We start from the raw sequence: 24,858 nt of genomic DNA, 5'->3' as shown, positions 1-24,858 counted from the left end.
TGCAAAATATATGCCAACTTTCTTTCCTAGCATTTATCCTATATTCCTTGTATCCAAGCATAAAAAATAAGTCTATAAAGACNNGTCTTTATAGACTTATTTTTCTTACGCATTAGACTTTTCTTTCTCCCAGAAAAACTCACCCGATTGAGAAATAAACTCTCCAACAGAATCTAACACTAAATCAGCAAGTGGTTCTAATGTTGGACGATCTCCTGTCCCAGAAAGGACTCCAATTGCATAGCAATCACCGCCATTTTTAGCTAAATTTAAATCCGTTGGCGTATCTCCAACAACCGCAACCTCAAATGATTCTAAATTAAACTCCTTACAAAACACTTCTATAATCTTTTTATCTGGTTTTTGCGCCGGGAATATATCCGAGGCTATAATATAATCAAAAAAGTTTTCCAACTTATATTGTTTTAAAAACAATTCTGTCGGTGCAAAATCGTCCGCCGTGACAACCCCTAATATAAATCCTTTATCTTTTAATGCCTGTAGCACTTTCGGTAAATCCGCTGTCATTTTCATATGCGAACGATGCTCATACATAAGGGAAAATAACTTCTCACTTACCCAATGATGCATCTCTTCTTCTCTAGCAGACTCAATATAATTACAAAGCCCCTTCGCTACATCAAGACTTGTCCCAGCAGCTATTGCACTCCTCGGATTAACAAATGCTCCCTCTACACCAATCTCTTTTAATAAGGTCTGCCGCATTGTACTTGGTAAATGATATAAACTTATACATTCAGCTACAAGTTCTTCAGCTACTTTTATCCAGATTGAATGAAAATCCATTAATGTCCCATCTTTATCAAATAGTATTGCTTTTACCTTCTCCATAGCACCCTACCTCTCGCTTCTTATCTCCTCCAGTGTATCAATAAAGTATGGATGTAAAATAAAGGAATTGTAAAAATACCATAAAAATCAAACTAACTCCCAATTTACAATTCATTTTAACAGAGTAAAAAAGGATGCCTTTACAGGGCATCCTCTTGATGTTCAGGAACAAATAGTTCTAAACAATGATATATATTTTCGAATTCCATCGGTGCATCTCCACCATACTCACCATCTAAATTAATCATTAGTTTATCTGGTGAATGTACTTTAATTCGGTTCGCTTGTGTATATAACACTTTTGGGTTGTTAATATGTTCACCACGTTGTGCTTGTGTTGCTGCTTTAATCAAATCAGCGATAGAACCTTTTTTCAGTACTAATAGGTCGAATAATCCATCGTTAATAGATGCATACGGTGCTACCTTTTCAAACCCACCTACTGAACGAGTATTCGTAATTAAAAACATCGTAATTTCTTCTTGTAGTAATTTTCCATCATACTCAATTTCAACATATGTTGGATGTAATGATGGTAACATCTCAATACCTTTTAGGTAATAAGCAAGTTGTCCTAATACTGTCTTTAACTTACTCGGTACTTCGTATGTTAATTCTGTAATACGACCGCCACCAGCGATGTTAATAAAGTATGTATCGTTCGCTCTACCAAGGTCTAATGGCACTGTTTTTCCTTCGCAAATAATATCTGCTGCCTCTTCAATAGAACGAGGTACACCAATAGCACGTGCAAAGTCGTTTGTCGTTCCAACTGGAATAATTCCAAATTTCGGACGGAATTCATGTCCAACTAAACCGTTTACTACTTCATTTAATGTACCATCGCCACCAGCGGCAATAACAACATCAAACTTACGATCCGCAGCTTGCCTCGCTGCCACAGTTGCGTCTCCAGGACCCGTTGTCGCATGACAAGATGCTTCATAGCCAGCTTGTTCTAATTTTTGTAATACTTCTGGTAAGTTCTTCTTAAACAACTCACGCCCAGAAGTAGGATTATAAATAATTCGTGCTCGCTTCATCATTTATTAGCACAGGAAATTTCCTTATTCATTGAAAAAGAACATACCGAACTTCTATTCAGTATTCCTATGCCTACCTCCTCTCATCTTCCTATCCTTCTTTTATCCCGCTCAAACAGGCAGTAAGAACCCGATTCGTGTAGTCCATCAAAAGTAAATATTCACTTTTAATGGTTTTGTTTTATTTGACCAAAAAATTTATGTCCATCTATTTCCTCACAACAATTTACATATAACGAATAATAACTATCTATTATTTCATGAGATGAAAAAAAAACCTCTATGTTTAGATTTATCATTATTCCCACCTTTTTGCAACTATCATACCATAGTTGCTATACAAACATTTTTACACTTTTGACAGTTAATCAAACGTTTGTTTAAACGATTTTGTCTCATTTAAACAAACGTTTGATTAACCTAGAAAAACACCCATGTACGGGTGTTTTTCTGTTTAATCTTTAAAATTCACTACTATTATCGCTTATTAATCTCTTCAAGTAAGATTTTGTTAACAAGCGGTGGATTTGCTTGTCCTTTTGTAGCTTTCATAATTTGACCAACTAAGAAGCCAATTGCACGGTCTTTACCGTTTTTAAAGTCTTCGATAGATTGCTCATTATTATCAAGAATTTCTGTTACAACTTTACGAAGTGTACCCTCGTCAGAAATTTGAACAAGACCTTTCGCTTTAACAATTTCTTCTGGGTCTCCACCTTTTTCAATTAATTCGTTAAATACTTTCTTCGCGATTTTAGAAGAAATTGTACCTTTTTCAATTAATTGAACCATCTTAGATAAACCAGCAGGCGTTAATGCAACGTCTTTTAATTCTTTTTGTTGTTTGTTTAAGTATGCAAGTACTTCACCCATTAACCAGTTTGATGTTAATTTCGCATCAGCACCGTCTGCAATTGCTGCTTCAAAGAAATCTGACATCTCTTTCGTTAACGTTAATACATGTGCATCATAAGCTGGTAAGCCAATTTCTGCAACGTAGCGAGCTTTACGTGCATCTGGAAGTTCTGGAATCGAAGCACGAATTTCTTCTTTCCACTCATCATCAATGTAAAGTTCAACTAAGTCTGGCTCTGGGAAGTAACGGTAATCGTCAGATCCCTCTTTCACACGCATTAAGATTGTTTTCTTCGTTGCTTCATCATAACGACGTGTTTCTTGTTGGATGATACCACCAGATAACAATTCTTTCTCTTGGCGCACTTGCTCGTGCTCAAGACCTTTTTGTACGTAAGTGAATGAGTTTAAGTTTTTCAGTTCCGCTTTTGTACCGAACTTCTCTTGTCCAACAGGACGAAGAGAAATGTTCGCATCACAACGCAAGGAACCTTCTTCCATCTTACAATCAGATACGCCAGTGTATTGAATGATTGATTTTAACTTCTCTAAGTATGCATATGCTTCTTCTGGCGTACGCATATCGGGCTCAGATACGATCTCGATTAAAGGCATACCTTGACGGTTGTAGTCTACTAATGAACCATCAGCTGTATGCGTTGATTTACCAGCATCTTCTTCTAAATGAAGACGTGTAATACCGATACGTTTCTTTTTGCCGTCTACTTCGATTTCAATCCAACCATTTTCACCAATTGGCTTATCGAATTGAGAAATTTGGTAAGCTTTCGGATTATCTGGGTAGAAATAGTTTTTACGGTCGAACTTCGTTTCCGTTGCGATTTCACAGTTTAATGCCATTGCAGCTTTCATTGCAAAGTTAACTGCTTCTTTATTTAAAGTTGGAAGTACCCCTGGGTATCCTAAGTCAATTACACTTGTTTGTGTATTTGGCTCTGCTCCGAATTCTGTTGGACTCGCAGAGAAAATTTTCGAATTTGTTTTTAACTCAACGTGAACCTCTAAACCAATAATTGTTTCTAAATTCATCTATGCTCGCCTCCTTACAGACTTGCTTTTTTTGTATGATAGTCTGTTGCTTGCTCAAACGCATGTGCAACGCGGTAAATTGTCGCTTCATCAAAGTGTTTACCAATGATTTGTAATCCAAGTGGCATACTGTTAGCACCGAATCCACAAGGAACCGAAATCGCTGGAACACCTGCTAAGTTTACTGGGATTGTTAAAATGTCATTCGCATACATTGTCATTGGATCATCCACTTTTTCGCCCACTTTAAATGCTGGAGTTGGCGTTGTTGGTCCAATAATAACGTCGTAGTTAGCAAATACATTTTCAAAGTCGTTTTTAATTAATGTACGTACTTGTTGTGCTTTTTTGTAATATGCATCATAGTAACCAGAGCTAAGTGCAAATGTACCAAGCATAATACGGCGTTTTACTTCATCACCGAAACCTTCGCTACGTGTGTTTTTGTAAAGATCTAATAAGTTTTTTACATTATCAGAACGAACACCGTAACGTACGCCATCGAAGCGTGAAAGGTTAGCTGATGCTTCAGAAGAAGATAGCAAGTAATACGTTGCTAGAGCGTATTTAGAGTGCGGAAGAGATACTTCTTCCCAAGTTGCGCCCATACCTTCTAATACTTTTAAAGCAGCTAGTACTGACTCACGAGCTTCTTCGCCAACACCTTCGCCTAAGTATTCTTTCGGTACAGCAATGCGTAAACCTTTAACATCGCCTGTTAAACCAGCTAAATAGTTTCCAACTTCAACGTTTGCAGAAGTTGCATCCATGCGGTCAATACCTGAAATAGCTTGTAATAAGTATGCATTGTCTTCTACTGTACGTGTAATCGGTCCGATTTGGTCAAGTGAAGATGCGAATGCTACTAATCCGTAACGAGATACACGTCCATAAGTTGGTTTTAAACCTACAACACCGCAATATGCAGCTGGCTGACGGATAGAACCACCCGTATCAGAACCTAAAGAGAATAATACTTCTCCTGCTGCTACAGCTGCTGCAGAACCACCACTAGATCCGCCTGGAACGTAATCTAAGTTCCATGGATTTTTCGTAGCGTAGAAACCTGAGTTTTCATTTGAAGAACCCATTGCGAACTCGTCCATATTTAATTTACCGATTGTAACTGTGTCAGCAGCTTTTAGCTTTTGCACAACTGTTGCATCATAAATTGGATCAAAGTTTGCTAACATTTTGCTCGCACAAGTAGTACGAAGACCGTTAGTTACAATGTTATCTTTTACACCAATTGGCATACCGAATAATAAACCATTATCTTCAGCACCAATTTTCGCGTCTAATTCTTTCGCTTTCGCGCGTGCGTTTTCTTCATCTAATGTAAGAAAAGCTTTTACGTTATCTTCAACATCCGCAATACGTTTGTAAGATTCTTCTACTAAATCCGTAACGGAAATTTCTTTGTTGTTTAACTTCTTATGTAACTCTGATACGGAATGATCAAATAATGACATCGAAATTCCCCTCCTCTATTCTAATACTGCTGGAACACGGATTTGATTATCTTTGTGATCCGGTGCATTTTTTAATACTTCTTCAACTGGTAAACCTTTTTCTGGTACATCTTCACGCATAACATTTTTCATAGTTAATACATGAGTTGTTGGTTTTACATCAGTTGTATCTAATTCATTTAACTGTTCTGCAAATGTAACAATTGCATCTAGTTGTTTTTGAAATTTTTCTGCTTCTTGATCAGTAATTGCAAGACGTGCTAAATGTGCTACGTGCTTTACATTCTCAACGGAAATTCTTGACACGGCTAGGCCACCTCCATAATATATCGTTCAATCTACAATACTATTGATGATACCAAATTTTCAGTACTTCAAGCAAGTCAACACACGGCACTTACTGCATTTTTACATAAAAAAAGAAAGGCGAACGCCTTTCTTTACACTTTAATCTTTATCTAGTGATTCATTTTTTGGAAATCTCTCGTTATCCTCTTCATTATCACGAATTGTTTTTTGTAATACAAAACAAGACATCGTTAAAAATAATGTTCCTAATAAATAGTATCCTTTTACACTAAGCGTTTCATCTAGCGTATAAATCCCAATTAGCATACCTGAAAGCGCGCAAACAAATGAAGTCCATGCTAAAAACGTGAACGCTTGCGTATTACGTCTTCTCATCGTTCTCCCCCTCGTTAGCTATACACCCATTATAGATAAGTATATTTACTATGATGGATTTTTATGTAAATTCTAGTTTTATATTTATAAATCTATCATAAAAAAATGCTATTTTAAATATAATTTTCTGTCTAATCTGAAAAAACAATTAAAATGATTGACATTTATTTCTATTCTGCATAAAATAAAATTAAATATTACGAACCTCGAAATATACGGGAGTGGAATTAATTGTTGCAATATGAACATTTTTTAGACTTACTGCTAGATAACGCCAAGAAACTTTTCTATCCTGAAGAATGGGTCAGCCTTGATTTAACACTTTCCAAAACAGAAGTATTTTGTTTACTTTGGATGGAACGAAATACAGATATTACAATGACAAAAATTGCCGAACTTCTTGATATACCAATGAGTACAACGACAGGCGTTGTAAATCGACTTGTAAAAAAGGGGTATATTGAACGCTACCGTGATGAAAACGATCGACGCATTGTATTAATTCGTTTAACAGAAACCGGCGTAATGCTCGTTCAAGAAGTAAAACAAAATGCAGCCCATTACTTTAGCTTAGTGACAGAAGCATTGTCAGAAGAAGAAAAAGCATTCTTACTACAAATCTTCCAAAAGATTATGAATCACATTGCTACGTCACAGCAAAAAACAGAAGAAAAGGTTTCTACACCTAAAATGAAAAACATTCCGATTGAATAAAACCCTATCTGGGTTTTTATTCAACCACTTACTTCGACACTCGTAATATTCGACATCCGAAACAAAGGGGATATGAATAATGAGAATTATTTTGTATACAGGTAAAGGCGGTGTAGGAAAAACTAGCATTTCAGCAGCAACAGCAATCCAAAGCGCAAAACAAGGATTAAAAACTTTAGTAATGAGTACAGATCCTGCTCATAGTTTAGGAGATTCATTTGGTATAAAGTTATCTTCTGAGCCATTAGAAATCCGTGAAAATTTATGGGCACAAGAGATTAATACGATTTATGAAATGGAAAAAGGCTGGGGAAAGTTACAGAAATACATTACCTTGCTATTCACTTCCAAAGCAGCTGATGATATTACAACAGAAGAATTAACGATGTTTCCTGGTATGGAAGATTTAATTAGCTTGCTTCGCGTACTCGATTATTATAAACAAAACACATATGATGTTATCATCATTGATTGCGCTCCAACGGGAGAAACATTAGCAATGCTAAGTTTTCCAGACATGCTCGGCTGGTGGATGGAAAAATTATTTCCTATTAAAAGAAAAGTTTTAAAAGTCGTTCGTCCTGTAGCTCAACCACTCCTTGGTGTCCCTCTTCCAACCGACGATATTATGGACGAATTAACAAATACACTTGAACAGCTCGGAGAAATGAGAGATATTTTATCAAATCGAGAAGTAACAAGTATCCGCATCGTTGTAAATCCTGAAAAAATGGTCATTAAAGAAGCTCAGCGCAGCTTTACCTATTTAAATTTATACGATTATAACGTAGATGCCATTATGATTAATCGCGTCATCCCTAACACTGTCACCGATCCTTATTTTCAAGCATGGAAAGATACGCAAAGGAAATATAAAACATTAATTCAAGATAGTTTTCACCCCCTTCCTATTTACGAAGCTCCAATGTTTGAACAAGAAGTTGTCGGTCTAACTATGTTAGAACGTGTAGGAGATTCTTTATTTAAAACTGATCATTCCCCTACAGAAATGAAATTTAACGGGCGCACACAATATGTAAAAAAAGATGGCGATGAATATATTTTCGTACTATCCATCCCCTTTTCAAACAAAAGTGAACTTGCATTAAATCAAAAAGGTGATGAGCTTATTATTCGAGCTGGTTCTGTGAAACGAAATATCACATTGCCAAAAACGTTAACACACCTTTCTATTCAAGGAGCAAAATTTGAAGAAGATGTACTAAACATTCGGTTTGGAGGTGTTGTGCATGCATGAAGAACTACTACGAAGGGTAATTCGTACAAAAGTAAAAGTCGGGATGCATATATTAGAAGAGCTACCTAATCCAGTCCAGCAATCAGCTAAGCAAATACTAAATATTTTGCAAGAGGAACTAGCTGCTTATCCGAAAGAGCGAGAGCATTATGAAAATAATTTGAAAAATATCATAATTGAATAACTATCTCTGTATAGAGGGCCTTTTTTAGGCTTTCTATACTTTATTGGGGTGATGTAAGTTGATGAAAAAACATTCCACTACTATACTCTGGATCATTCCTTTATTATTTTTCATTCATAACCTTGAAGAAACTTTCCAAATGCCACAATATATTGCTAATCAATTTTCAATTCATCTTATAACTAGCCAACAATTTTTCATTGCCATTTCCGTATTAACAATCTTTGTCTTACTTATCATCTTTCTATATCAACTGAACTTCTTGTCTTCTATATACTGGATTATTTTTATACAAGGGGCTATCTTCTTCAACTCTGTTCAACATATTGTTTTGTTTTTCATTTATCGCTCCTATAACCCCGGCGTAATATCCGCAGTTTTCATTGTTATCTTTTCTATTTTCGTTTTTTTATCCCAAAAACACTTAATTCATAAAAAGCAATTCGTAATTGCACTCATGTTCAGCTTATTTTCTTACCCCATTATAATTTGGATTACCTTACTATTTGCTAGTTGCTTTCATTCATAAAGTGAAACGTTAATCAGTGGGTGTCTTTTTCATCCCCCACTGATTATCAGCCCTCACCAATCGGGCTTTTACGGGCAGCTCGACCCCCACCTAACTTCTTTGCTTTCGCTGAATTTTGAGGTGGGGGTCTTACTGCCCGGCAAATAGCCGGATAAAAAAAAGACCAGGAAAACTCCTGGTCCATTACTCTACTTAACAAACATGGGATTCTATGTTATACAAAATTGGAAGGTACAGAATTAGGATTTGTTCGTTAAGTAGTTTATATGTTGAACGAACTAACAGCGGAGGGGTTCCTTCTGTTAGTCCATTAAACCCAATGATTATTTTACGATTTTTTCAAGCTCCTCAAGTGAAAGATCTACTGAAATTGAACCATCATTTGTTTCTTTCTTGATTGCATCTGTTACTTCTTTTGAATGGTATAATTCAATTACCTTTTTCAGTGTTGGATCATCTTTATCTTTCGTACGAGCTGCGAAAATATTAATATACGGCTTCGCATTTTCATTCTTTGGATCTTCTAAGAAAATAGGATCCTTTGCTGGATCTAATCCAGCTTGACCAGCCACACCGTTATTAATAACTGATGCTGCCACATCTTTTAATACACGAGGTGTTTGCTGTGCGATAACCGGTGTAATTTTTAACTTCTTCGGATTTTCAGCGATACCACTTGGATCTCCGAATAGGCCAAAATCTTTTTTAAGCTTTACTAATCCAGCTGCATCAAGAAGTTTTAATGCACGCGCTTGATTCGTTGGATCATTTGGAATCGCGATTTCTGAACCATCTGGGATTTCATTTGCTTTCTTATATTTTTCAGAGTATAGGCCCATTGGTGCAATTTGCGTTGTACCAACAGCTGTAATATCTAACTTATGCTCCTTTTTAAATTGCTCTAAGAAAGCAATATGCTGGAATGAGTTTAATTCAATATCTCCATCAGCTAACGCTTTATTTGGTGTTGTATAATCAGAGAACTCAACTAGTTTAATTTTAATTCCTTCTTTTTCAGCTTTTTTCTTCAAAATTTCCCAAGCGTCTCCATCCGTTCCAGTTACACCGACGCGAACTACTTTTTCTTTTGCTCCTGCACCCGTGTCTCCACTTGAGCAGCCACTTAATGCTGAAACCCCTACAATGGCTGATAAGGCAAATGCTAAAATTTTCTTCATTTTCTTTTCCCCTCTTCCTTTTTATGATCTGCGTAACAAGACTTTCGCAAAGTAGTTTCCTAAATTTTGAGCTATCTGTACGAGAATAATAAGTAAAACAACCGTTACGAACATAACTGATGTATCAAAGCGTTGATAACCATATGTCATCGCTAAGTCACCAAGACCGCCACCACCGACAAGCCCAGCAACTGCAGAAAATTCAATTAGACCAACTGTCATAAATGTAACTCCTAAAATCAATGGCGCTAACGCTTCTGGCACAAGGATTTCAAAAACAATCCTAATTGGTGAAGCACCCATCGCTTGAGCTGCTTCAATGACTCCCTTTGGAACTGAAACAAGATTTGTTTCAACCATTCTAGCAATACCAATTGATGCGACTAACGTCATTGGGAAAATTGCTGCCGCTGTTCCAATCGTCGTTCCAATAACGCTTCTTGTTAGTGGGCTTAAAGCTACTAAAAAGATAATGAATGGTACCGGACGAATTGTATTAATTATGATATTAAGAATAGAAAAGACCCATTTATTTTCTAAAAAGTTTCCTTTTCTCGTTACATATAAAAGTAAACCTAGAGGTATACCGAGAATTGTAGCAAATATAAGGGTGACAATTACCATTAAGAGGGTATCCCCCGTCGCATCTAGTATGCGTGGCCAAAATATACTCCAATCAACTCGCATGAGCTTCTACCTCCTTCAGCTGCACTTGCAGTCTTAGATGTTGTAATGCTTTTTGAATTTCCCTCTGTTCACCTTGCAATTCTACAAGAAGATTTCCAAATAGCACATTTTGAAGTTCAATAATATTTCCGTACAGTACATTTACATCGACATTATAGTTTTTGGCGATATATGATAGTACCGGCTGTCCTGTCTCCTCACCAGTAAATGTTAGGCGATAAATTTGACCACCATTTTGAATTTTCGCTAGAACACTTTCCGGTAAATGATCATTAATAACAGAACGTACAAAGTTTTGAGTCGTCTTTGTTTTTGGTTGTGTGAAAACGTCAAACAGTTTTCCTTCTTCAATAACTTTTCCCTTCTCCATTACAGCTACACGGTGGCAAATTTCTTTCACAACATGCATTTCATGTGTAATAAGAAGAATTGTTAAATTGTATTCTCGATTTACTTTCTTTAATAAGTTTAGAATTTCTGTCGTCGTTTCTGGATCTAAAGCTGATGTTGCTTCATCACATATAAGAATATCTGGCGATGTCGCAAGTGCTCTAGCAATGCCAACACGCTGCTTTTGTCCGCCTGATAACTGCTCTGGATAATAGTTTGCTTTATCTTCTAATCCTACAAACTTCAGCAGTTCATTTACTCTCTCTTTTATCTCATTCTTTGGCAATTTCGCTAACTTTAATGGATAAGCAATATTCCCAAACACTGTTCTTGAATTAAATAAATTAAAGCTTTGAAAAATCATTCCGATTCTTTGTCTTAGTTTGCGTAATTCTTTCGTCGATAATGATGTAATATCTTTATCATCTATTGAAATCGTTCCTACCGTTGGTCTCTCTAACATATTTACTAGACGTAATAACGTACTCTTTCCAGCGCCACTAAAACCGATAATGCCAAAAATTTCGCCTTTCTCAACTGATAATGTTACATCCTCCACCGCATGAACAGATTGCCCAGCTGATTCATACACTTTACTTACATTGTTAAAAGAAATCATTTTTTCTCCTCCTATATGCTGTAAAAACTTGAAGTAGAGCTTTCGAGGTAAAATAAAAAGCGCTCTCCTTCTTATCAACCATAAAGATAAGAAGGAGAGCACTTATATGTACTCGTTCACATCTTCTCATCTTCCAAGCCTTTATATGGCTTGCTGGAGTTAGCACGGTATTTAAAAACCCGTTGCTGAGGTATCGTAGGGCCAGTCCCTCCACCTCTCTGGATAAGAATGTATCGATTTAATTGTCGTTTAATTAATTCTCATTATAGAACTCAGAATAATAAGAGTCAATACATTTTTTAGAAAAATATTAATTATTCCTTTATTAAAATTTTCAGATGAAATTTCATGAAAAAATAGTAACTTTCAAAGTTATGTAAAATTCTTCTTCCTCATATTTTTAAACAGGAGAATCCTCTCTACGAATTGAATAAATTTATTTGAATATGAAACTCGGAGGAAGATAAATATATGAAAACAGCTCTTTTACTCGTTGATATTCAAAACGATTATTTTCCAAATGGAAAGATGGAATTGCGTAATCCAGTAGAAGCAAGCGAATATGCGAATCAGTTATTACAACACTTTAGAACAAACAGAGAACCTATTTTTCATATCCAACACGTAGCTATAAAAGATGACGCTACTTTTTTCCTACCTAATACAGAAGGTGTCCATATTCACGAGAAGGTCCGTCCACTTAGAGAAGAAACAGTTATACTCAAACATTATCCAAATAGCTTCCGAGAAACTAATCTTCTAGAGCAATTACAGCGTTTAGACGTTGAACATGTCGTCGTATGCGGGATGATGACTCATATGTGTATTGATGCTACAGTAAGGGCTGCATTTGATTTTGGCTTTCAATGTACCGTTATACACGATGCTTGTGCTACAAAAAACCTTTCTTTTAAGAATGCTACTATACCAGCTGTTTATATTCACAATACAATTTTGGCTAGTTTAAATGGCGTATATGCAAATGTAATAAGTACGAAAGAATTTTTGGCTACATAAAAAACACTCCTTTCAGTGAGCAAAACCGAAAATAGTGTTCCTTGTCGAACCATAGATTTTCTTTCAAATTGTATTATACAGGAAATTCTAAAAATGAATACTAAAAAATGTGACTAATGAGTCAACTTTTTTAGTCATTTTATTTCTATTCACATGTTTATCCCGCCATTAATGGGTTTTAGCTCATACCCTTCGAACAATAGTAATATATGGGATTCTAATTTAAAAAGGAGCTCTTCACATTCTGTGAAGAGCTCCTCTACTATTTCTTATAAAGTTTCAGAAGTAGTTTTTGCTTGCATGTGAAGTGCTAAGTAATCAGGTCCACCAGCTTTAGAGTCTGTACCAGACATGTTAAAGCCACCGAATGGTTGGTAACCTACGATTGCACCAGTACATCCACGGTTGAAGTATAAGTTACCTACGTGGAAGTCTTCACGTGCTTTTTCAATATGATCACGGTTGTTAGAGAGAACTGCTCCTGTTAAACCGTATTCTGTATTGTTTGCAATTGCAAGTGCATGATCGAAGTCTTTTGCTTTACAGAATGCTACTACTGGTCCGAAGATTTCTTCTTTCATTAAGCGAGCATCTTCTGCAACGTCAGCAACGATTGTTGGTTGGATGAACCAGCCTTTAGAATCGTCTCCTTCGCCACCTGCTAGAATTCTACCTTCTTCTTTACCAATTGCAACATAGCTCATTACTTTATCAAATGCAGCTTGGTCATTAACAGGACCCATGTTTGTACCTAATACTGCTGGGTTAGCAACTGTTAATTCTTTTGTTAATTCAACAGCACGATTTAATACATGATCGTATACATCTTCGTGGATTACTGCACGAGAACATGCAGAACATTTTTGTCCTGAGAATCCGAATGCTGATGCAACGATAGATTTAGCTGCTAATTCAAGATCTGCTTCTTTATCAACAACGATTGTATCTTTACCGCCCATTTCAGCGATAACACGTTTTAACCAAATTTGGCCTGGGTTTACTTTAGCTGCACGCTCATAGATACGGATACCTACATCACGAGATCCAGTGAAGCTTACGAAACGTGTACGAGGATGATCTACTAAGTAGTCACCAACTTCAGAACCGTTACCTGGAACGAAGTTTACTACGCCAGCTGGTAAGCCAGCTTCTTCTAATACTTCCATAAATTTCGCTGCTACTACAGGAGTTGTACTAGCTGGTTTTAGTAATACTGTGTTACCAGCAACTAAAGCCGCTGTTGTCATCCCTGCCATAATTGCGAATGGGAAGTTCCAAGGAGAAATGATAACACCTACTCCTAATGGAATGTAAGAGAAACGATTATATTCAATTGGACGGCTTTCTACTGGAATACCGTCTTTTAATTTTAACATTTGACGACCATAATATTCCATAAAGTCGATTGCTTCTGCTGTATCAGCATCTGCCTCATTCCATGGTTTACCTGCTTCTTTTACAAGAATAGCAGAGAATTCATGTTTTCTGCGACGTACGATTGCTGCAGCACGGAATAAAATGTCTGCACGCATTTCTGGCTTTGATTTTCTCCAAGTTTGGAATGTTTCATCCGCTACTTGCATTGCTTTTTCAGCTAACTCACGGCTTGCTTTTGAAACACGACCAACAAGTTCCTCTTTATTTGCAGGGTTTACAGAAACAATTTTGTCTTCTGTAGTGATTTTTTCTCCCCCAATAATTAATGGATAGTCTTGTCCAAGATAAGATTCTACTTTCTTTAAACCTTCTTCAAACGCTAATTTGTTAGCCTCCACTGAAAAATCTGTAAATGGCTCATGTTTGTATGCTACTACCATTCTTTTTAGCCTCCCCTTAGAAAAACGTTTACATTTTACAACATTATTCTACACGATAATTTAGATTTATTCAAATATTCCTAGACTTATATTTTAAAAATTAATTAATTTTTAAAATATAATAAAAAATAGAGTTATACAAAAGTATAACTCTACAAAATATGAGTATATTCCAAAATGTTTTTTCCGATTAATAAAATAGTTACTAATAAAAATAAAGTCCTAACATATCCAACACCCTTTTGAACAGCAAATTCCGATCCAAAATAAGCACCTAAGATCATTGATAACCCCATGATAATACCGTATTCAAAATGAATTATGTCTAAAAATAAAAAAGTAATTAAAGATACGATATTACTAACAAAGTTCAAAAGTTTTCCAGACGCTGCCGCTTGAATAAAATCCAAACCAATTAATAAAAATGCAAAAATTAAAAATGACCCTGTCCCTGGTCCAAAAAATCCATCATAAAATCCTATCATTAAAATAGTAAAGAAAAATATTAATGTTTTTCCTTTCGTCATCTTCTTATAGGTAGACACACTTCCCCAATTCTTTTTTGCAATAATATAAATAGCAATAAATACCAACATGACAAGTACTAATGGGCGTAAAATATCCGGCGGAATAAATTTTACTACTAAAGCACCTACAACAGCTCCAATAATAGTTAACGGGATTAACTTTCCTACAATTTTAAAATTAACTTTTCCTGATCGAATGAAATAAATCGCACTCGTAAACGTCCCCATCGTTGCTGCTAATTTATTCGTTGCAATTGCTGAAGCTGGTGATAAGCCAACAAACATAAGCGCCGGAAGCGAAATTAACCCTCCCCCTCCAACAACCGAATCAATAAAAGCTGCTAAAAAACCGAATGCAATTAATAAAATAATGACTTGAAAGCTTAATTCCTCCATAATCTTCCCCCTTATTTTCAACATTTTAAATTATAACAAAATTACCCAAGAAAAAAAGCTGTTCCATAAAGGAACAGCCCTCATATTTAATCTAAAATTTTCACAAGTGGTTCATCTTGTTTTGCTTCACGTATAATAATAGCTTCTGGGCGTTCTACAGATTTAATCGTTACTTGTACTTTCATATAATTCGGGAAGTATTCCATAACAAGCCCTGCTACATATTGTGTAAAACCAATTATTTCAGCTTTTCCATTAAACTGGACAGGAATATCGAGCTTCATTTCTCTTAATTCATCATCTCTATACATACCAGTACCGATAACAGCTGTATAGTCGCCTTGGAAATAATCGCTTAGTTTTGCCTTAAGGTTTGATACTCTTGCAAGATCTTCACGTTTATTATCTGTTTTCGCTTGTTCTGATGGGAACAAATAATATTTCTCATTAATTTGTTGCCAATCTTCAACCGTTTCACTACCTTTTTCTACATTTGCATAAGAAACAAAATTACCTGGCACGAGCGAAGACTTTGGAGTTTGACGATAAATCGCAAATGTTATCGGAAGATTTTTTGTTTCAGGGTCTTTTTGATGCATGACTTTCAAAATTTCTTGCGCCATCTTTTTCCCTTCAGCTAACATTTTTTCTTGCTCGATTTTAGCCTCACGCGGATAACCATGCTCTTCCTCGTAATAATGAACCGAATTCATCGCTAAACCAACTACAAGGCCGCTTCGCTCATCTACCTCGCCTTTTTTCACATAATAATCATGCTCTAAAATATTTGATATATACATTGGATTCTTTGTATTCTTTACTTCTTTCGATTCTGAGCCTTCACTTAGTGCTGGATTCAAACCGATATTCGGGAATTTAACCGCATCTTTTTTTAACTTGTCCTCTAGTTCCTTTTGTTCAGCATCTGTACGTTTTCTTTTAACCAGCATCTGTATAGTTTGAGTATCTAGAGATTTTCCGCCTTTTAAAAAATTATCTTTCGTACTAAATGATTCTTTTGCAATTCGCATTAATCCTGTTTCAAATTCATCTATATCAAGGCGACTATTTAAACCTTGCACCACTAAACCACGTGCATTTCCACCATCAAATGGAACAGTCGTCTTATAATATTCATCCGAAATAGCGTATTTTGGAACAACTGATTGTTCTTTTGCTTTCCCCGATTTCTCAACCGCTTTTTCATCTTTGCCGGCACCTGCGCTACATCCACTTACAAGTAGGCCAAGGCTTAATACCGCTAATGCTATTTTTTTCATGGTAAGTTTGCACCTCTTACTTATTTAGCTCTTGTAAGAACCTCTCTTCATTCCAAACCTCAACATTATGTTTCTCAGCTTGTGCTAATTTCGAACCAGCTGCTTCACCTGCAACAACTAAATCCGTACTCTTACTAACACTTCCTGTTACTTTTCCACCTAGCGCCTCAATCTTCTTCTTCGCTTCACTTCGTCCCATAACTTCTAGCTTACCTGTTAAAACAACCGTTTTCCCTGCGAAGTAAGATTCAACATTTTGTAAATCAGCAATTTTTATACCTTTGTATGTCATATTCACGCCATACTCTTTAAACTGCTGTAATAACTCTAATACATCTTCATTATCAAAATATGTCACAACAGATTGAGCCATTTTTTCGCCAATTTCATTAATTGCTTTTAGTTCTTCTTCTGTTGCTTTTACAAGCTCATCCATCGTTTCAAAGTGCTCTGCAAATGTACGTGCTGCTTTCGCTCCAACATGGCGAATTCCAAGACCAAATAATAATCGCTCTAAAGAGTTTTCTTTAGAATTCTCAATTGCTTGTACTAAGTTTGTTGCTGATTTTTCGCCGAATCGTTCTAGCTGCAATAATTGTTCTTTCGTCAACGAATATAAATCAGCAAATGTACGAATATAATCCGCATCAAAGAGTTGTGTAATAACACGTTCTCCAAGTCCATCAATATTCATTGCATTTCTTGAAACGAAATGAATTAATCCTTCGCGAATTTGAGCTGGACAAGTCGGATTTATACATCGAAGTGCTACTTCTTCTTCTAAACGAACAAGTTCACTCTCACATGCTGGGCAGTGCGTTGGCATGCGGTATTCTTCTTCTTCACCAGTACGCTTATCAAAAATAACGTTCACAACTTCAGGAATAATATCTCCCGCCTTTTTCACAACAACGTAGTCACCAATTCGAATGTCTTTTTCACGAATTAAATCCTCGTTATGTAAAGAAGCACGGCGAACGATCGTACCAGCTACTCGCACTGGCTCTAACTCTGCGGTCGGTGTTACAACCCCTGTTCGGCCAACACTTAATTCAATGCCTGTTAATCTCGTTACAACTTCTTCAGCCGGGAATTTATAAGCAATCGCCCATCTTGGACTCTTCGCTGTAGTTCCTAGACTTTCTTGAAGAGCAACATCATCTACTTTTATAACGATTCCATCAATCTCATAATCAAGATGCGGACGTTTTTCCTGCCATTCTTCTACATAAGCTATAACCTCTTCGATTGTTTCACATGTACGGCGATTTGGATTTGTCTTAAATCCAAGTTCACCTAAGAAATCAAGCGATTCACTATGCGATGGAATTGTTTTTTCTTCTACATTCGCAAGACCATACACAAACATAGATAAGTTACGCTTTGCTGCAATTTTCGGATCAAGTTGACGTATTGAACCTGCTGCTGCATTACGCGGATTCGCAAATACATCTTCACCATTTTGCTCTTTTTCTTCATTTAGTTTAACGAATGAACGCTTCGGCATATAGGCTTCGCCTCGTGCTTCTAACGTTACTTCTTCCTTTAAACGAAGTGGGATAGCTTTAATTGTTTTTAAGTTTTGAGTAATATCTTCACCTGTTACACCATCACCACGTGTCGCCCCTTGAATAAAGCGTCCTTTTTCATAATGAAGCGAAACGGCAAGCCCGTCAATTTTTAATTCACATATATATCTTACATTCGCACCATCAATTCCTTGACGTACTCTTCTGTCGAAATCACGTAAATCTCCTTCGTTAAATGCATTTCCTAAACTTAACATTGGTGACTTATGTGTTACTTTTTCAAATATATCAAGAACAGTTCCCCCAACGCGAACGGAGGGAGAATCTTCACTCATAAATTCTGGGTTCTCTGCTTCTAATTTTATAAGCTCCTGCATATTACGGTCATATTCCGCATCAGAAACAGAAGGATTGTCTAATACGTGATATTGATAGTTAAATGTATTTAACAAATCACGCAGTTCTTCTATACGTTTTTTTGCTATCTCTTTTGACATATCCTCATTCCTTTCTATTGTTTCGTCACAGGTGCAAATTTTGCTAATAAACGTTTAATACCAATTGGGCTTGGGAATGCAATATCTAATTCTTTTGCATCACCTTCACCTTTTACACTTACAACTGTACCGACTCCCCATTTTTGGTGGGAAGCTTTATCGCCTACTGCCCAGCCGATTTGCTCGCCGCCTGTCGTCTTAGCTGCAGGTCGCGCGAAAGCTGAACGAGAGCGTGTTGTCGTTGTCGTTCTGCTGCTACTAGCCGTTCTGCCTTTTGCACCAAACGAAGTTTCACGCTTCGGCGCCGTTTCATTTAACGATTCTACTAGCTCTGCCGGGATTTCTGTAATAAATCGAGAGGCAGCGTTCATACTTGTTCGACCAAATAAAGTACGCATTTGTGCATTGGATAAATATAACTCTTCTTCTGCACGCGTAATACCTACATAAGCAAGGCGACGCTCTTCTTGCATTTCATCTTCTTCCATTAGAGAACGAGTATGTGGGAATATTCCTTCCTCTAACCCAACAATAAAGACAACTGGGAACTCTAACCCTTTCGCTGAGTGCATCGTCATTAAAATAACTTCCTCACCAGCAGTTGGATCTTCATCTACACGATCAATATCCGCAACAAGTGCTAAGTCTGTTAAGAATGCAACAAGGCTCTTATCTTCGCTTTGAGATTCAAATGTTTGCGTAACAGATAAGAACTCATCTAAGTTTTCTAAACGACCTTCTGCTTCTAAAGAACGCTCATTTTTCAACATATCGCGATAGCCTGTTTTTTCAATAACTTCTTCTACTAATTCTGTAACAGATAAATATTCTTGCATATTTACCCAGTTGTGTAGTAAATTTGCGAATTCTTTTACTGCCTTTGTAATTTTTGCACTTACTCCAACATGCTCAATCTCATCAAATACAGCAGTTAATGAAATTCCGTTTTGCACACCGTAATTAATAATTTTATCGATAGAAGTCGCACCAATACCACGCTTTGGCATGTTAATAATACGTGCAAAACTAATCTCATCATCTGGATTACCGATTAAACGTAAGTACGCCAAAATATCTTTAATCTCTTTACGGTCGTAGAACTTCGTACCCCCGACAATTTTGTAAGGAATGTTAGATTTAAGGAAAATCTCCTCGACCATACGAGACTGAGCATTCGTACGATATAGCACTGCAAAATCAGTATATTTTCGTTTTCCCATTTGAAGATCGTCACGAATTTTTTTTGCAACAAAATACGCTTCGTCCTTTTCAGTTGCAGCACGATAATACGAGATTTTGCTTCCAACTTGATTGTCCGTCCATAATTTCTTCGGTTTACGATTCGTATTTTTTTCAATAACAGCATTCGCTGCATTTAAAATATTTTGTGACGAACGATAATTTTGTTCTAACAAAATTACTTGTGCATTCTCATAATCTTTTTCGAATGACAAAATGTTAGAAATATCTGCACCACGCCAGCGATAAATAGACTGGTCAGAGTCACCTACAACGCAAAGGTTTTTAAAACGTGCTGCCAGATGTTTAACAAGAAGATACTGCGCTTTATTCGTATCTTGATACTCATCAACGTGAATATATTGGAATTTACGCTGATAAAACTCTAATACTTCTGGAACACGTTCAAATAGCTGAATCGTCGTCATAATTAAATCATCAAAGTCTAATGAGTTATTTTTCAAAAGACGTTTTTGATACTCTGTATATACATCGCTCGTTAATTTTTCATATGGATCAGCCATTGTAATTTTTTTTGCATATTTATCCGCAGATAACAGTTCATTTTTCGCATTACTAATACCCGCTAAAATAGAGCGCGGCTCAAATTTCTTCGGATCAATATTGCGCTCTTTCATAATTTTTTTGACTACCGTTAACTGATCACCTGAATCTAAGATTGTAAAGTTACGATTAATACCAATACGATCGATATCACGTCGTAAAATACGTACACACATAGAGTGGAACGTCGAAATCCAAATATCTTCTGCTTCTGGTCCGACAAGTGTATCAATACGCTCGCGCATTTCACGAGCAGCTTTATTTGTGAAGGTAATAGCTAGTACATTCCATGGTGCCACACCTTTTTCACCCAGTAAATACGCAATACGGTGTGTTAACACACGTGTTTTACCACTACCTGCGCCTGCCATTAGTAGAAGTGGTCCATTCGTTGTTTGTACTGCTTTTTGTTGCTGTGGATTTAAACCGTTTAATAACTTATTTGTCATACTCATATACGCCTGCACCTACTCTCCTTTTACTGCTTTAACTGTTTTTAACGCCGATTTTATATCATCATAAATAATATTTCCAACAACTACTGTATCAGCATACTGTGCCATCTCTTTCGCCTGTTCTGCATTAGAAATACCACCACCATAATATAACTTAGCTTGTTTCAATTCTGCTTTTACATTTTTAACAAGTTCAATATCTCCATACATACCGCTATATTCTAAATAAAATATCGGTAAATGTAATAACTTGTCTGCTAAACGCGCATATGCAATAACGTCATCTTCTGTTAAATCACATTTTGCATCTGTAAGCTGGGCTACTTTCGCTTCTGGATTTAAAACACAATACCCTTCCATAAAAATTTCGTCCCAGTCCATAATATCCCCAAATTCTTTCAATGCCTCATGATGAACACCTGTTATCCATTCTACTTTTCGGCTATTTAAAACGCTTGGGATGTAATAAAAATCAAATCCCGGTGTAATTGCTTCTACATCAGAAACCTCTAACACACAAGGAACTGCATATCTACGAATGCTAACTAGCATGTGTAATACGTTATCAATTGTAACTCCATCACTTCCGCCTACAATAACCGCATCAGTTCCAGACTCACAAATCATTTCTAAATGTTCATCGCTTAACTCCTTATTTGGATCAAGCTTAAATACATGTTTCCATCCGGAAATATCGTACATGAAAACACCCTTCCTTTTCTCTAGTTCTATCTATAGTTCTGTTTAAAATAACAGTTAGTTTTCATCTTGATTTTTTAAAATAGCTATTAAATATTTTTCAAAAAGAAGGATTTCATTTCACCTTCTTTTTATGCATTCTTTCATTATAACAAAAAAAGCTACTTACACACACGCACATTCCAACATCTTTTTCCACGTCAAATGTTGGATTACATATCCCAAAAATCAAACGGGATACTAATAACAGAAATAGTATTTATTATCTATTTCAACTTTCATAAAAAGGAGTGTTTTTCTAATGAAGCAAAATATCGGGACAATAAACGCTCTAATTCGAATTACACTTGGGCTTGTCCTCTTCGGATGTAGTGCAACTAAACTTGTACGCAAGCCGTGGTGCATTTGGTCTAACATTTTTCTATGGATTGGTGCAATGAAAGTTGCAGAAGGAATTGTTCGTTTCTGCCCTGTTGTTGAAATGTGGAAATTCGGAAAATACATGAATATGGGGGCATTTAAAATGCCTAGCATGAATTTTGCTGAAAAAGGACATGCTAAAGAAGAAGTGAATCAAACTTCCACTCATGACAAGCCAAAGTCAAAAGGAAGTTATGACGCTTCTGACAAAGAGATTGAGTCAGCGATTGAAGATATAATCCTGGCAAAACCGCTTTGAATCATTTGTCACGACGCAAGATGCTCTCAAAGGGACTTAGCTGCTGCAGTGGGCGGTTAAGTCTTCTTTATTTTACCATAAAACAGAACGTACATTCTCTTTCCAACCTTAAAATGTATATAAAAGATATCAACCAATAAATTTCAGAAAATTAGGTGCATACCTCTTGCTTAAAATGATATAAAAGTGATATCATTTTTATATCAGGAGGCGATCATATGAAAGAAAAACAAGTATTTTATGTAAATGGTTTTCTCGGTATTATTGGAATTTTGATTTTAGCTGCTATCGGTGTATTTTTCCTTGCACAAGAAATTTTCATAGGAGCAGCACTAACTATTATATTAGCCGCAGTTCTCGCTACAGGTATCGGTATTGTTCAACCGAATCAAGCGAAGGTTATTACATTCTTCGGTAATTATTTAGGAACAATTCGTCAAAACGGCTTATTTTTAACGATCCCATTCGCATTCCGTCAAACTGTATCTTTACGTGTTGAAAACTTTAACAGTAAAAAATTAAAAGTAAATGACGTTGATGGAAATCCAATTGAAATTGCAGCTGTTATCGTATATAAAGTTGTTGATTCTGCAAAAGCAATGTTTGGTGTTGAACATTATGATCGATTTGTAGAAATTCAAAGCGAAACTGCAATCCGCCATGTCGCAACCAAATATCCTTATGACAATTTCCAAGATGAAACCTGCGTTACGTTACGCGGAAATACTGAAGAAGTCTCGGAAGAATTAAAACGCGAGTTAGAGGCACGTCTTGAAATTGCTGGTGTAGAAGTATTAGAAACTCGTTTAACGCACTTAGCTTACGCAACAGAAATTGCCCATGCAATGCTACAACGTCAGCAAGCAAAAGCAGTATTAGCTGCTAGAAAAGAAATTGTTGAAGGTGCTGTGAAGATGGCCAAAGATTCAATCCATATGTTAGATGAAGAAGGCGTACTGGAACTCGATGACGAGCGTAAAGCAAATATGGTAAACAACTTATTAGTTGCCATCGTTTCAGATAAAGGTGCGCAACCAGTTATTAATACAGGAAGCCTATACTAAGGGCTATCAGTATTTATGGCTAAAAAGAAAAGCTTTCCATTACGTATTGATCCTGAATTACACGCAGTCATCGAAAAATGGGCAAATGATGAGTTTCGTAGCGTCAATGCACACATCGAGTATTTACTTCGAGAAATGGCAAAGCAAAAAGGGAAATTAAAAAAAGATAAAGATGCATAAAAAATCCCGCTGATTCCTCAGCGGGATTTTTACATATTAACTTTTCGTCATCTCATGCCCAATTGCACGATATCCTATATCACTTCGATAAAATAGACCATCACTCTCAATTTTACCGATTTCTTTATATACTTTATCTTTTGCTTCTTGTAAACTATTTGCCTTACAAGCAACAAATAATACACGGCCACCGTTCGTTACAAAGTCCCCATGTTTCATTACTGTGCCTGCATGGAAAACAATGACATCTTGCAGTGCATCTAGCCCGCTAATAATATCACCTTTTTTATATGCTTCTGGATATCCTTTAGAAGCAAGTACAACACCGATTACCGCTTCTTCTGACCATTGTAACGTTAGTTCACTTTCATCTAATACAGCGTTACATACATCAACTAAATCGTTTTCTAAGCGAGGTAATACAACTTCTGTTTCAGGATCACCGAAGCGTGCATTAAATTCAATTACCTTCGGACCATCATTTGTTAAAATAAGACCTGCGTATAAAATACCTGTAAACGAACGGTTTTCTGCAATCATCGCCTTAGCAGTTGGATGTAATACGGTTTGAATCGCTTCTTGAACTGCTGATTCTGGAATTTGTGGTACTGGAGAATATGCACCCATTCCGCCCGTATTTGGACCTTTATCACCATCAAAAGCTCGTTTATGATCTTGGGCGATTACCATTGGATGTACAGTTGTTCCATTCACGAATGCCATTAATGAAAATTCTTGTCCATCTAAAAACTCTTCAATAACGACCTTCTTACTTGCCGCGCCGAATTTCACATCTTGCAGCATTTCTTTCACAGCTTGTAATGCCTCTTCAAGCGTCATTGCTACCGTTACCCCTTTACCAGCAGCTAAGCCATCAGCTTTAATAACGATTGGTGCACCAACTTTTTGAATGTACTGTACTGCTTCTTCATAATCTGTAAAAGTTTCGTACGCCGCAGTTGGAATATCATACTTTTTCATAAGCTCTTTTGTAAAAGCTTTACTACCTTCAATAACAGCAGCCGCTTTATTCGGACCAAATACGCGAAGTCCCTCTTCTTTAAAACGATCAACAATTCCATTCATAAGTGGAATTTCTGGTCCAACGAAAGTTAACTCAACATTATTCTCTTTAGCAAATAAAACTAATGTATCAAAATCATTTTCATCAATATCAACTGGTATTGCCACATCTCGCATACCTTCATTACCTGGTGCTACATATACCTTTTTCACTTTTGCAGATTGTGCAAATTTCCAAGCTAAAGCATGCTCACGCCCACCGCGGCCAATTACTAAAACATTCATATTTCATCCCCCAATAATTAAATAAGTACAAACTAGAAGCTATGCTCCTAGTTTGCTTTTTCATATCAATAAAAGTTTAAAAGGGAGGATCG

General features: G+C 36.4%; 24 protein-coding genes and 1 riboswitch. Of the genes, 8 read left to right on the top strand and 16 right to left on the bottom strand.

The features are described 5' to 3' along the window. Positions 1-105: 105 nt before the first annotated feature. The 6 genes from COK05_RS10105 to COK05_RS10080 all read right to left on the bottom strand — a co-directional run bounded on the left by COK05_RS10105 (position 106) and on the right by COK05_RS10080 (position 5,956). Complete coding sequence (locus COK05_RS10105) at positions 106-852, bottom strand: HAD family hydrolase (RefSeq protein WP_098612471.1); 747 nt, start codon at positions 850-852, stop codon at positions 106-108. A gap of 140 nt (positions 853-992) precedes the next feature. Continuing rightward, complete coding sequence (locus COK05_RS10100; protein ID WP_098612470.1) at positions 993-1,898, bottom strand: diacylglycerol kinase; 906 nt, start codon at positions 1,896-1,898, stop codon at positions 993-995. Between the two features lie 474 nt (positions 1,899-2,372). Further along, positions 2,373-3,800 (bottom strand): Asp-tRNA(Asn)/Glu-tRNA(Gln) amidotransferase subunit GatB, encoded by a 1,428-nt coding sequence (gatB, locus tag COK05_RS10095; protein WP_001047687.1) that lies wholly within the window; start codon positions 3,798-3,800, stop codon positions 2,373-2,375. A gap of 14 nt (positions 3,801-3,814) precedes the next feature. Next, the gene (gene gatA, locus COK05_RS10090; protein ID WP_098612469.1) at positions 3,815-5,272 is read right to left on the bottom strand and encodes an Asp-tRNA(Asn)/Glu-tRNA(Gln) amidotransferase subunit GatA; all 1,458 of its coding nucleotides are present in this window, start codon (positions 5,270-5,272) and stop codon (positions 3,815-3,817) included. Positions 5,273-5,287: 15 nt separating this feature from the next. After that, positions 5,288-5,578, bottom strand: a complete 291-nt coding sequence (gene gatC, locus COK05_RS10085; RefSeq protein WP_000086999.1) for an Asp-tRNA(Asn)/Glu-tRNA(Gln) amidotransferase subunit GatC — start codon at positions 5,576-5,578, stop codon at positions 5,288-5,290. A gap of 141 nt (positions 5,579-5,719) precedes the next feature. Continuing rightward, positions 5,720-5,956, bottom strand: a complete 237-nt coding sequence (locus tag COK05_RS10080) for a YiaA/YiaB family inner membrane protein (protein ID WP_098612468.1) — start codon at positions 5,954-5,956, stop codon at positions 5,720-5,722. Positions 5,957-6,187: 231 nt separating this feature from the next. Here COK05_RS10080 and COK05_RS10075 point away from each other — a divergent pair, with 231 nt between their 5' ends. The 4 genes from COK05_RS10075 (at position 6,188) to COK05_RS10060 (ending at position 8,641) form a co-directional block, all read left to right on the top strand. Then, on the top strand, positions 6,188-6,670 hold the full coding sequence (locus COK05_RS10075; protein ID WP_098612467.1) for a MarR family winged helix-turn-helix transcriptional regulator: 483 nt from the start codon (positions 6,188-6,190) through the stop codon (positions 6,668-6,670). Between the two features lie 76 nt (positions 6,671-6,746). Next, positions 6,747-7,928: an ArsA family ATPase gene (locus tag COK05_RS10070; RefSeq protein ID WP_098612466.1), complete on the top strand. Its 1,182-nt coding sequence runs from the start codon at positions 6,747-6,749 to the stop codon at positions 7,926-7,928. Further along, the gene (locus COK05_RS10065; RefSeq protein WP_098612465.1) at positions 7,921-8,112 is read left to right on the top strand and encodes a DUF3926 domain-containing protein; all 192 of its coding nucleotides are present in this window, start codon (positions 7,921-7,923) and stop codon (positions 8,110-8,112) included. The genes COK05_RS10070 and COK05_RS10065 overlap by 8 nt, the downstream gene beginning before the upstream one ends. 61 nt (positions 8,113-8,173) lie before the next feature. After that, a complete protein-coding gene (locus COK05_RS10060) occupies positions 8,174-8,641 on the top strand; it encodes an HXXEE domain-containing protein (RefSeq protein ID WP_141538997.1) in 468 nt (155 codons plus the stop codon). Positions 8,642-8,964: 323 nt separating this feature from the next. Here COK05_RS10060 and COK05_RS10050 read toward each other — a convergent pair whose 3' ends face one another. Genes COK05_RS10050 through COK05_RS10040 form a run of 3 tightly spaced genes read right to left on the bottom strand, consistent with a single transcriptional unit; the run spans position 8,965 to position 11,515 of the window. Next, positions 8,965-9,819: a MetQ/NlpA family ABC transporter substrate-binding protein gene (locus COK05_RS10050; protein ID WP_098612463.1), complete on the bottom strand. Its 855-nt coding sequence runs from the start codon at positions 9,817-9,819 to the stop codon at positions 8,965-8,967. 21 nt (positions 9,820-9,840) lie between these two features. Further along, complete coding sequence (locus COK05_RS10045; RefSeq protein WP_001261865.1) at positions 9,841-10,506, bottom strand: methionine ABC transporter permease; 666 nt, start codon at positions 10,504-10,506, stop codon at positions 9,841-9,843. Further along, complete coding sequence (locus COK05_RS10040; RefSeq protein ID WP_098612462.1) at positions 10,496-11,515, bottom strand: methionine ABC transporter ATP-binding protein; 1,020 nt, start codon at positions 11,513-11,515, stop codon at positions 10,496-10,498. The genes COK05_RS10045 and COK05_RS10040 overlap by 11 nt, the downstream gene beginning before the upstream one ends. 123 nt (positions 11,516-11,638) lie before the next feature. Beyond that, positions 11,639-11,744: riboswitch (SAM riboswitch) on the bottom strand. 242 nt (positions 11,745-11,986) lie between these two features. On the opposite strand from COK05_RS10040, the gene COK05_RS10035 reads away from it, so the two are divergent. Further along, the gene (locus tag COK05_RS10035; RefSeq protein WP_098612461.1) at positions 11,987-12,532 is read left to right on the top strand and encodes a cysteine hydrolase family protein; all 546 of its coding nucleotides are present in this window, start codon (positions 11,987-11,989) and stop codon (positions 12,530-12,532) included. Between the two features lie 269 nt (positions 12,533-12,801). On the opposite strand, the gene pruA is transcribed toward COK05_RS10035, so the two are convergent. From pruA to COK05_RS10005, 6 genes are all read right to left on the bottom strand, one after another. Next, positions 12,802-14,349, bottom strand: coding sequence for an L-glutamate gamma-semialdehyde dehydrogenase (gene pruA, locus COK05_RS10030; RefSeq protein ID WP_098612460.1), 1,548 nt, complete (start codon positions 14,347-14,349; stop codon positions 12,802-12,804). A 152-nt stretch (positions 14,350-14,501) separates the two neighbouring features. Beyond that, the gene (locus COK05_RS10025; RefSeq protein WP_098612459.1) at positions 14,502-15,272 is read right to left on the bottom strand and encodes a TSUP family transporter; all 771 of its coding nucleotides are present in this window, start codon (positions 15,270-15,272) and stop codon (positions 14,502-14,504) included. A gap of 86 nt (positions 15,273-15,358) precedes the next feature. Further along, the gene (locus tag COK05_RS10020; RefSeq protein WP_098612458.1) at positions 15,359-16,552 is read right to left on the bottom strand and encodes a CamS family sex pheromone protein; all 1,194 of its coding nucleotides are present in this window, start codon (positions 16,550-16,552) and stop codon (positions 15,359-15,361) included. Positions 16,553-16,568: 16 nt separating this feature from the next. Beyond that, positions 16,569-18,578 (bottom strand): NAD-dependent DNA ligase LigA, encoded by a 2,010-nt coding sequence (gene ligA, locus COK05_RS10015; RefSeq protein WP_098612457.1) that lies wholly within the window; start codon positions 18,576-18,578, stop codon positions 16,569-16,571. Between the two features lie 14 nt (positions 18,579-18,592). Continuing rightward, complete coding sequence (gene pcrA, locus COK05_RS10010; RefSeq protein WP_141538995.1) at positions 18,593-20,836, bottom strand: DNA helicase PcrA; 2,244 nt, start codon at positions 20,834-20,836, stop codon at positions 18,593-18,595. 12 nt (positions 20,837-20,848) lie between these two features. Next, positions 20,849-21,538, bottom strand: a complete 690-nt coding sequence (locus COK05_RS10005) for a heptaprenylglyceryl phosphate synthase (protein ID WP_098612455.1) — start codon at positions 21,536-21,538, stop codon at positions 20,849-20,851. A gap of 298 nt (positions 21,539-21,836) precedes the next feature. Between COK05_RS10005 and COK05_RS10000 the strand changes: the two genes are divergently transcribed. The 3 genes from COK05_RS10000 to COK05_RS09990 all read left to right on the top strand — a co-directional run bounded on the left by COK05_RS10000 (position 21,837) and on the right by COK05_RS09990 (position 23,458). Beyond that, positions 21,837-22,214 (top strand): YgaP family membrane protein, encoded by a 378-nt coding sequence (locus COK05_RS10000; RefSeq protein ID WP_098612454.1) that lies wholly within the window; start codon positions 21,837-21,839, stop codon positions 22,212-22,214. Between the two features lie 218 nt (positions 22,215-22,432). After that, complete coding sequence (locus COK05_RS09995; RefSeq protein ID WP_000660670.1) at positions 22,433-23,278, top strand: SPFH domain-containing protein; 846 nt, start codon at positions 22,433-22,435, stop codon at positions 23,276-23,278. 15 nt (positions 23,279-23,293) lie between these two features. Beyond that, on the top strand, positions 23,294-23,458 hold the full coding sequence (locus tag COK05_RS09990) for a toxin-antitoxin system HicB family antitoxin (RefSeq protein WP_001085171.1): 165 nt from the start codon (positions 23,294-23,296) through the stop codon (positions 23,456-23,458). 36 nt (positions 23,459-23,494) lie between these two features. Here COK05_RS09990 and purD read toward each other — a convergent pair whose 3' ends face one another. Continuing rightward, complete coding sequence (purD, locus tag COK05_RS09985) at positions 23,495-24,766, bottom strand: phosphoribosylamine--glycine ligase (RefSeq protein ID WP_098612453.1); 1,272 nt, start codon at positions 24,764-24,766, stop codon at positions 23,495-23,497. Between the last annotated feature and the right edge of the window lie 92 nt (positions 24,767-24,858).

This window comes from Bacillus cereus (assembly GCF_002567495.1).
Lineage (GTDB): Bacteria > Bacillota > Bacilli > Bacillales > Bacillaceae_G > Bacillus_A > Bacillus_A cereus_AQ.
This window is presented reverse-complemented; position numbering and strand designations above follow the sequence as displayed.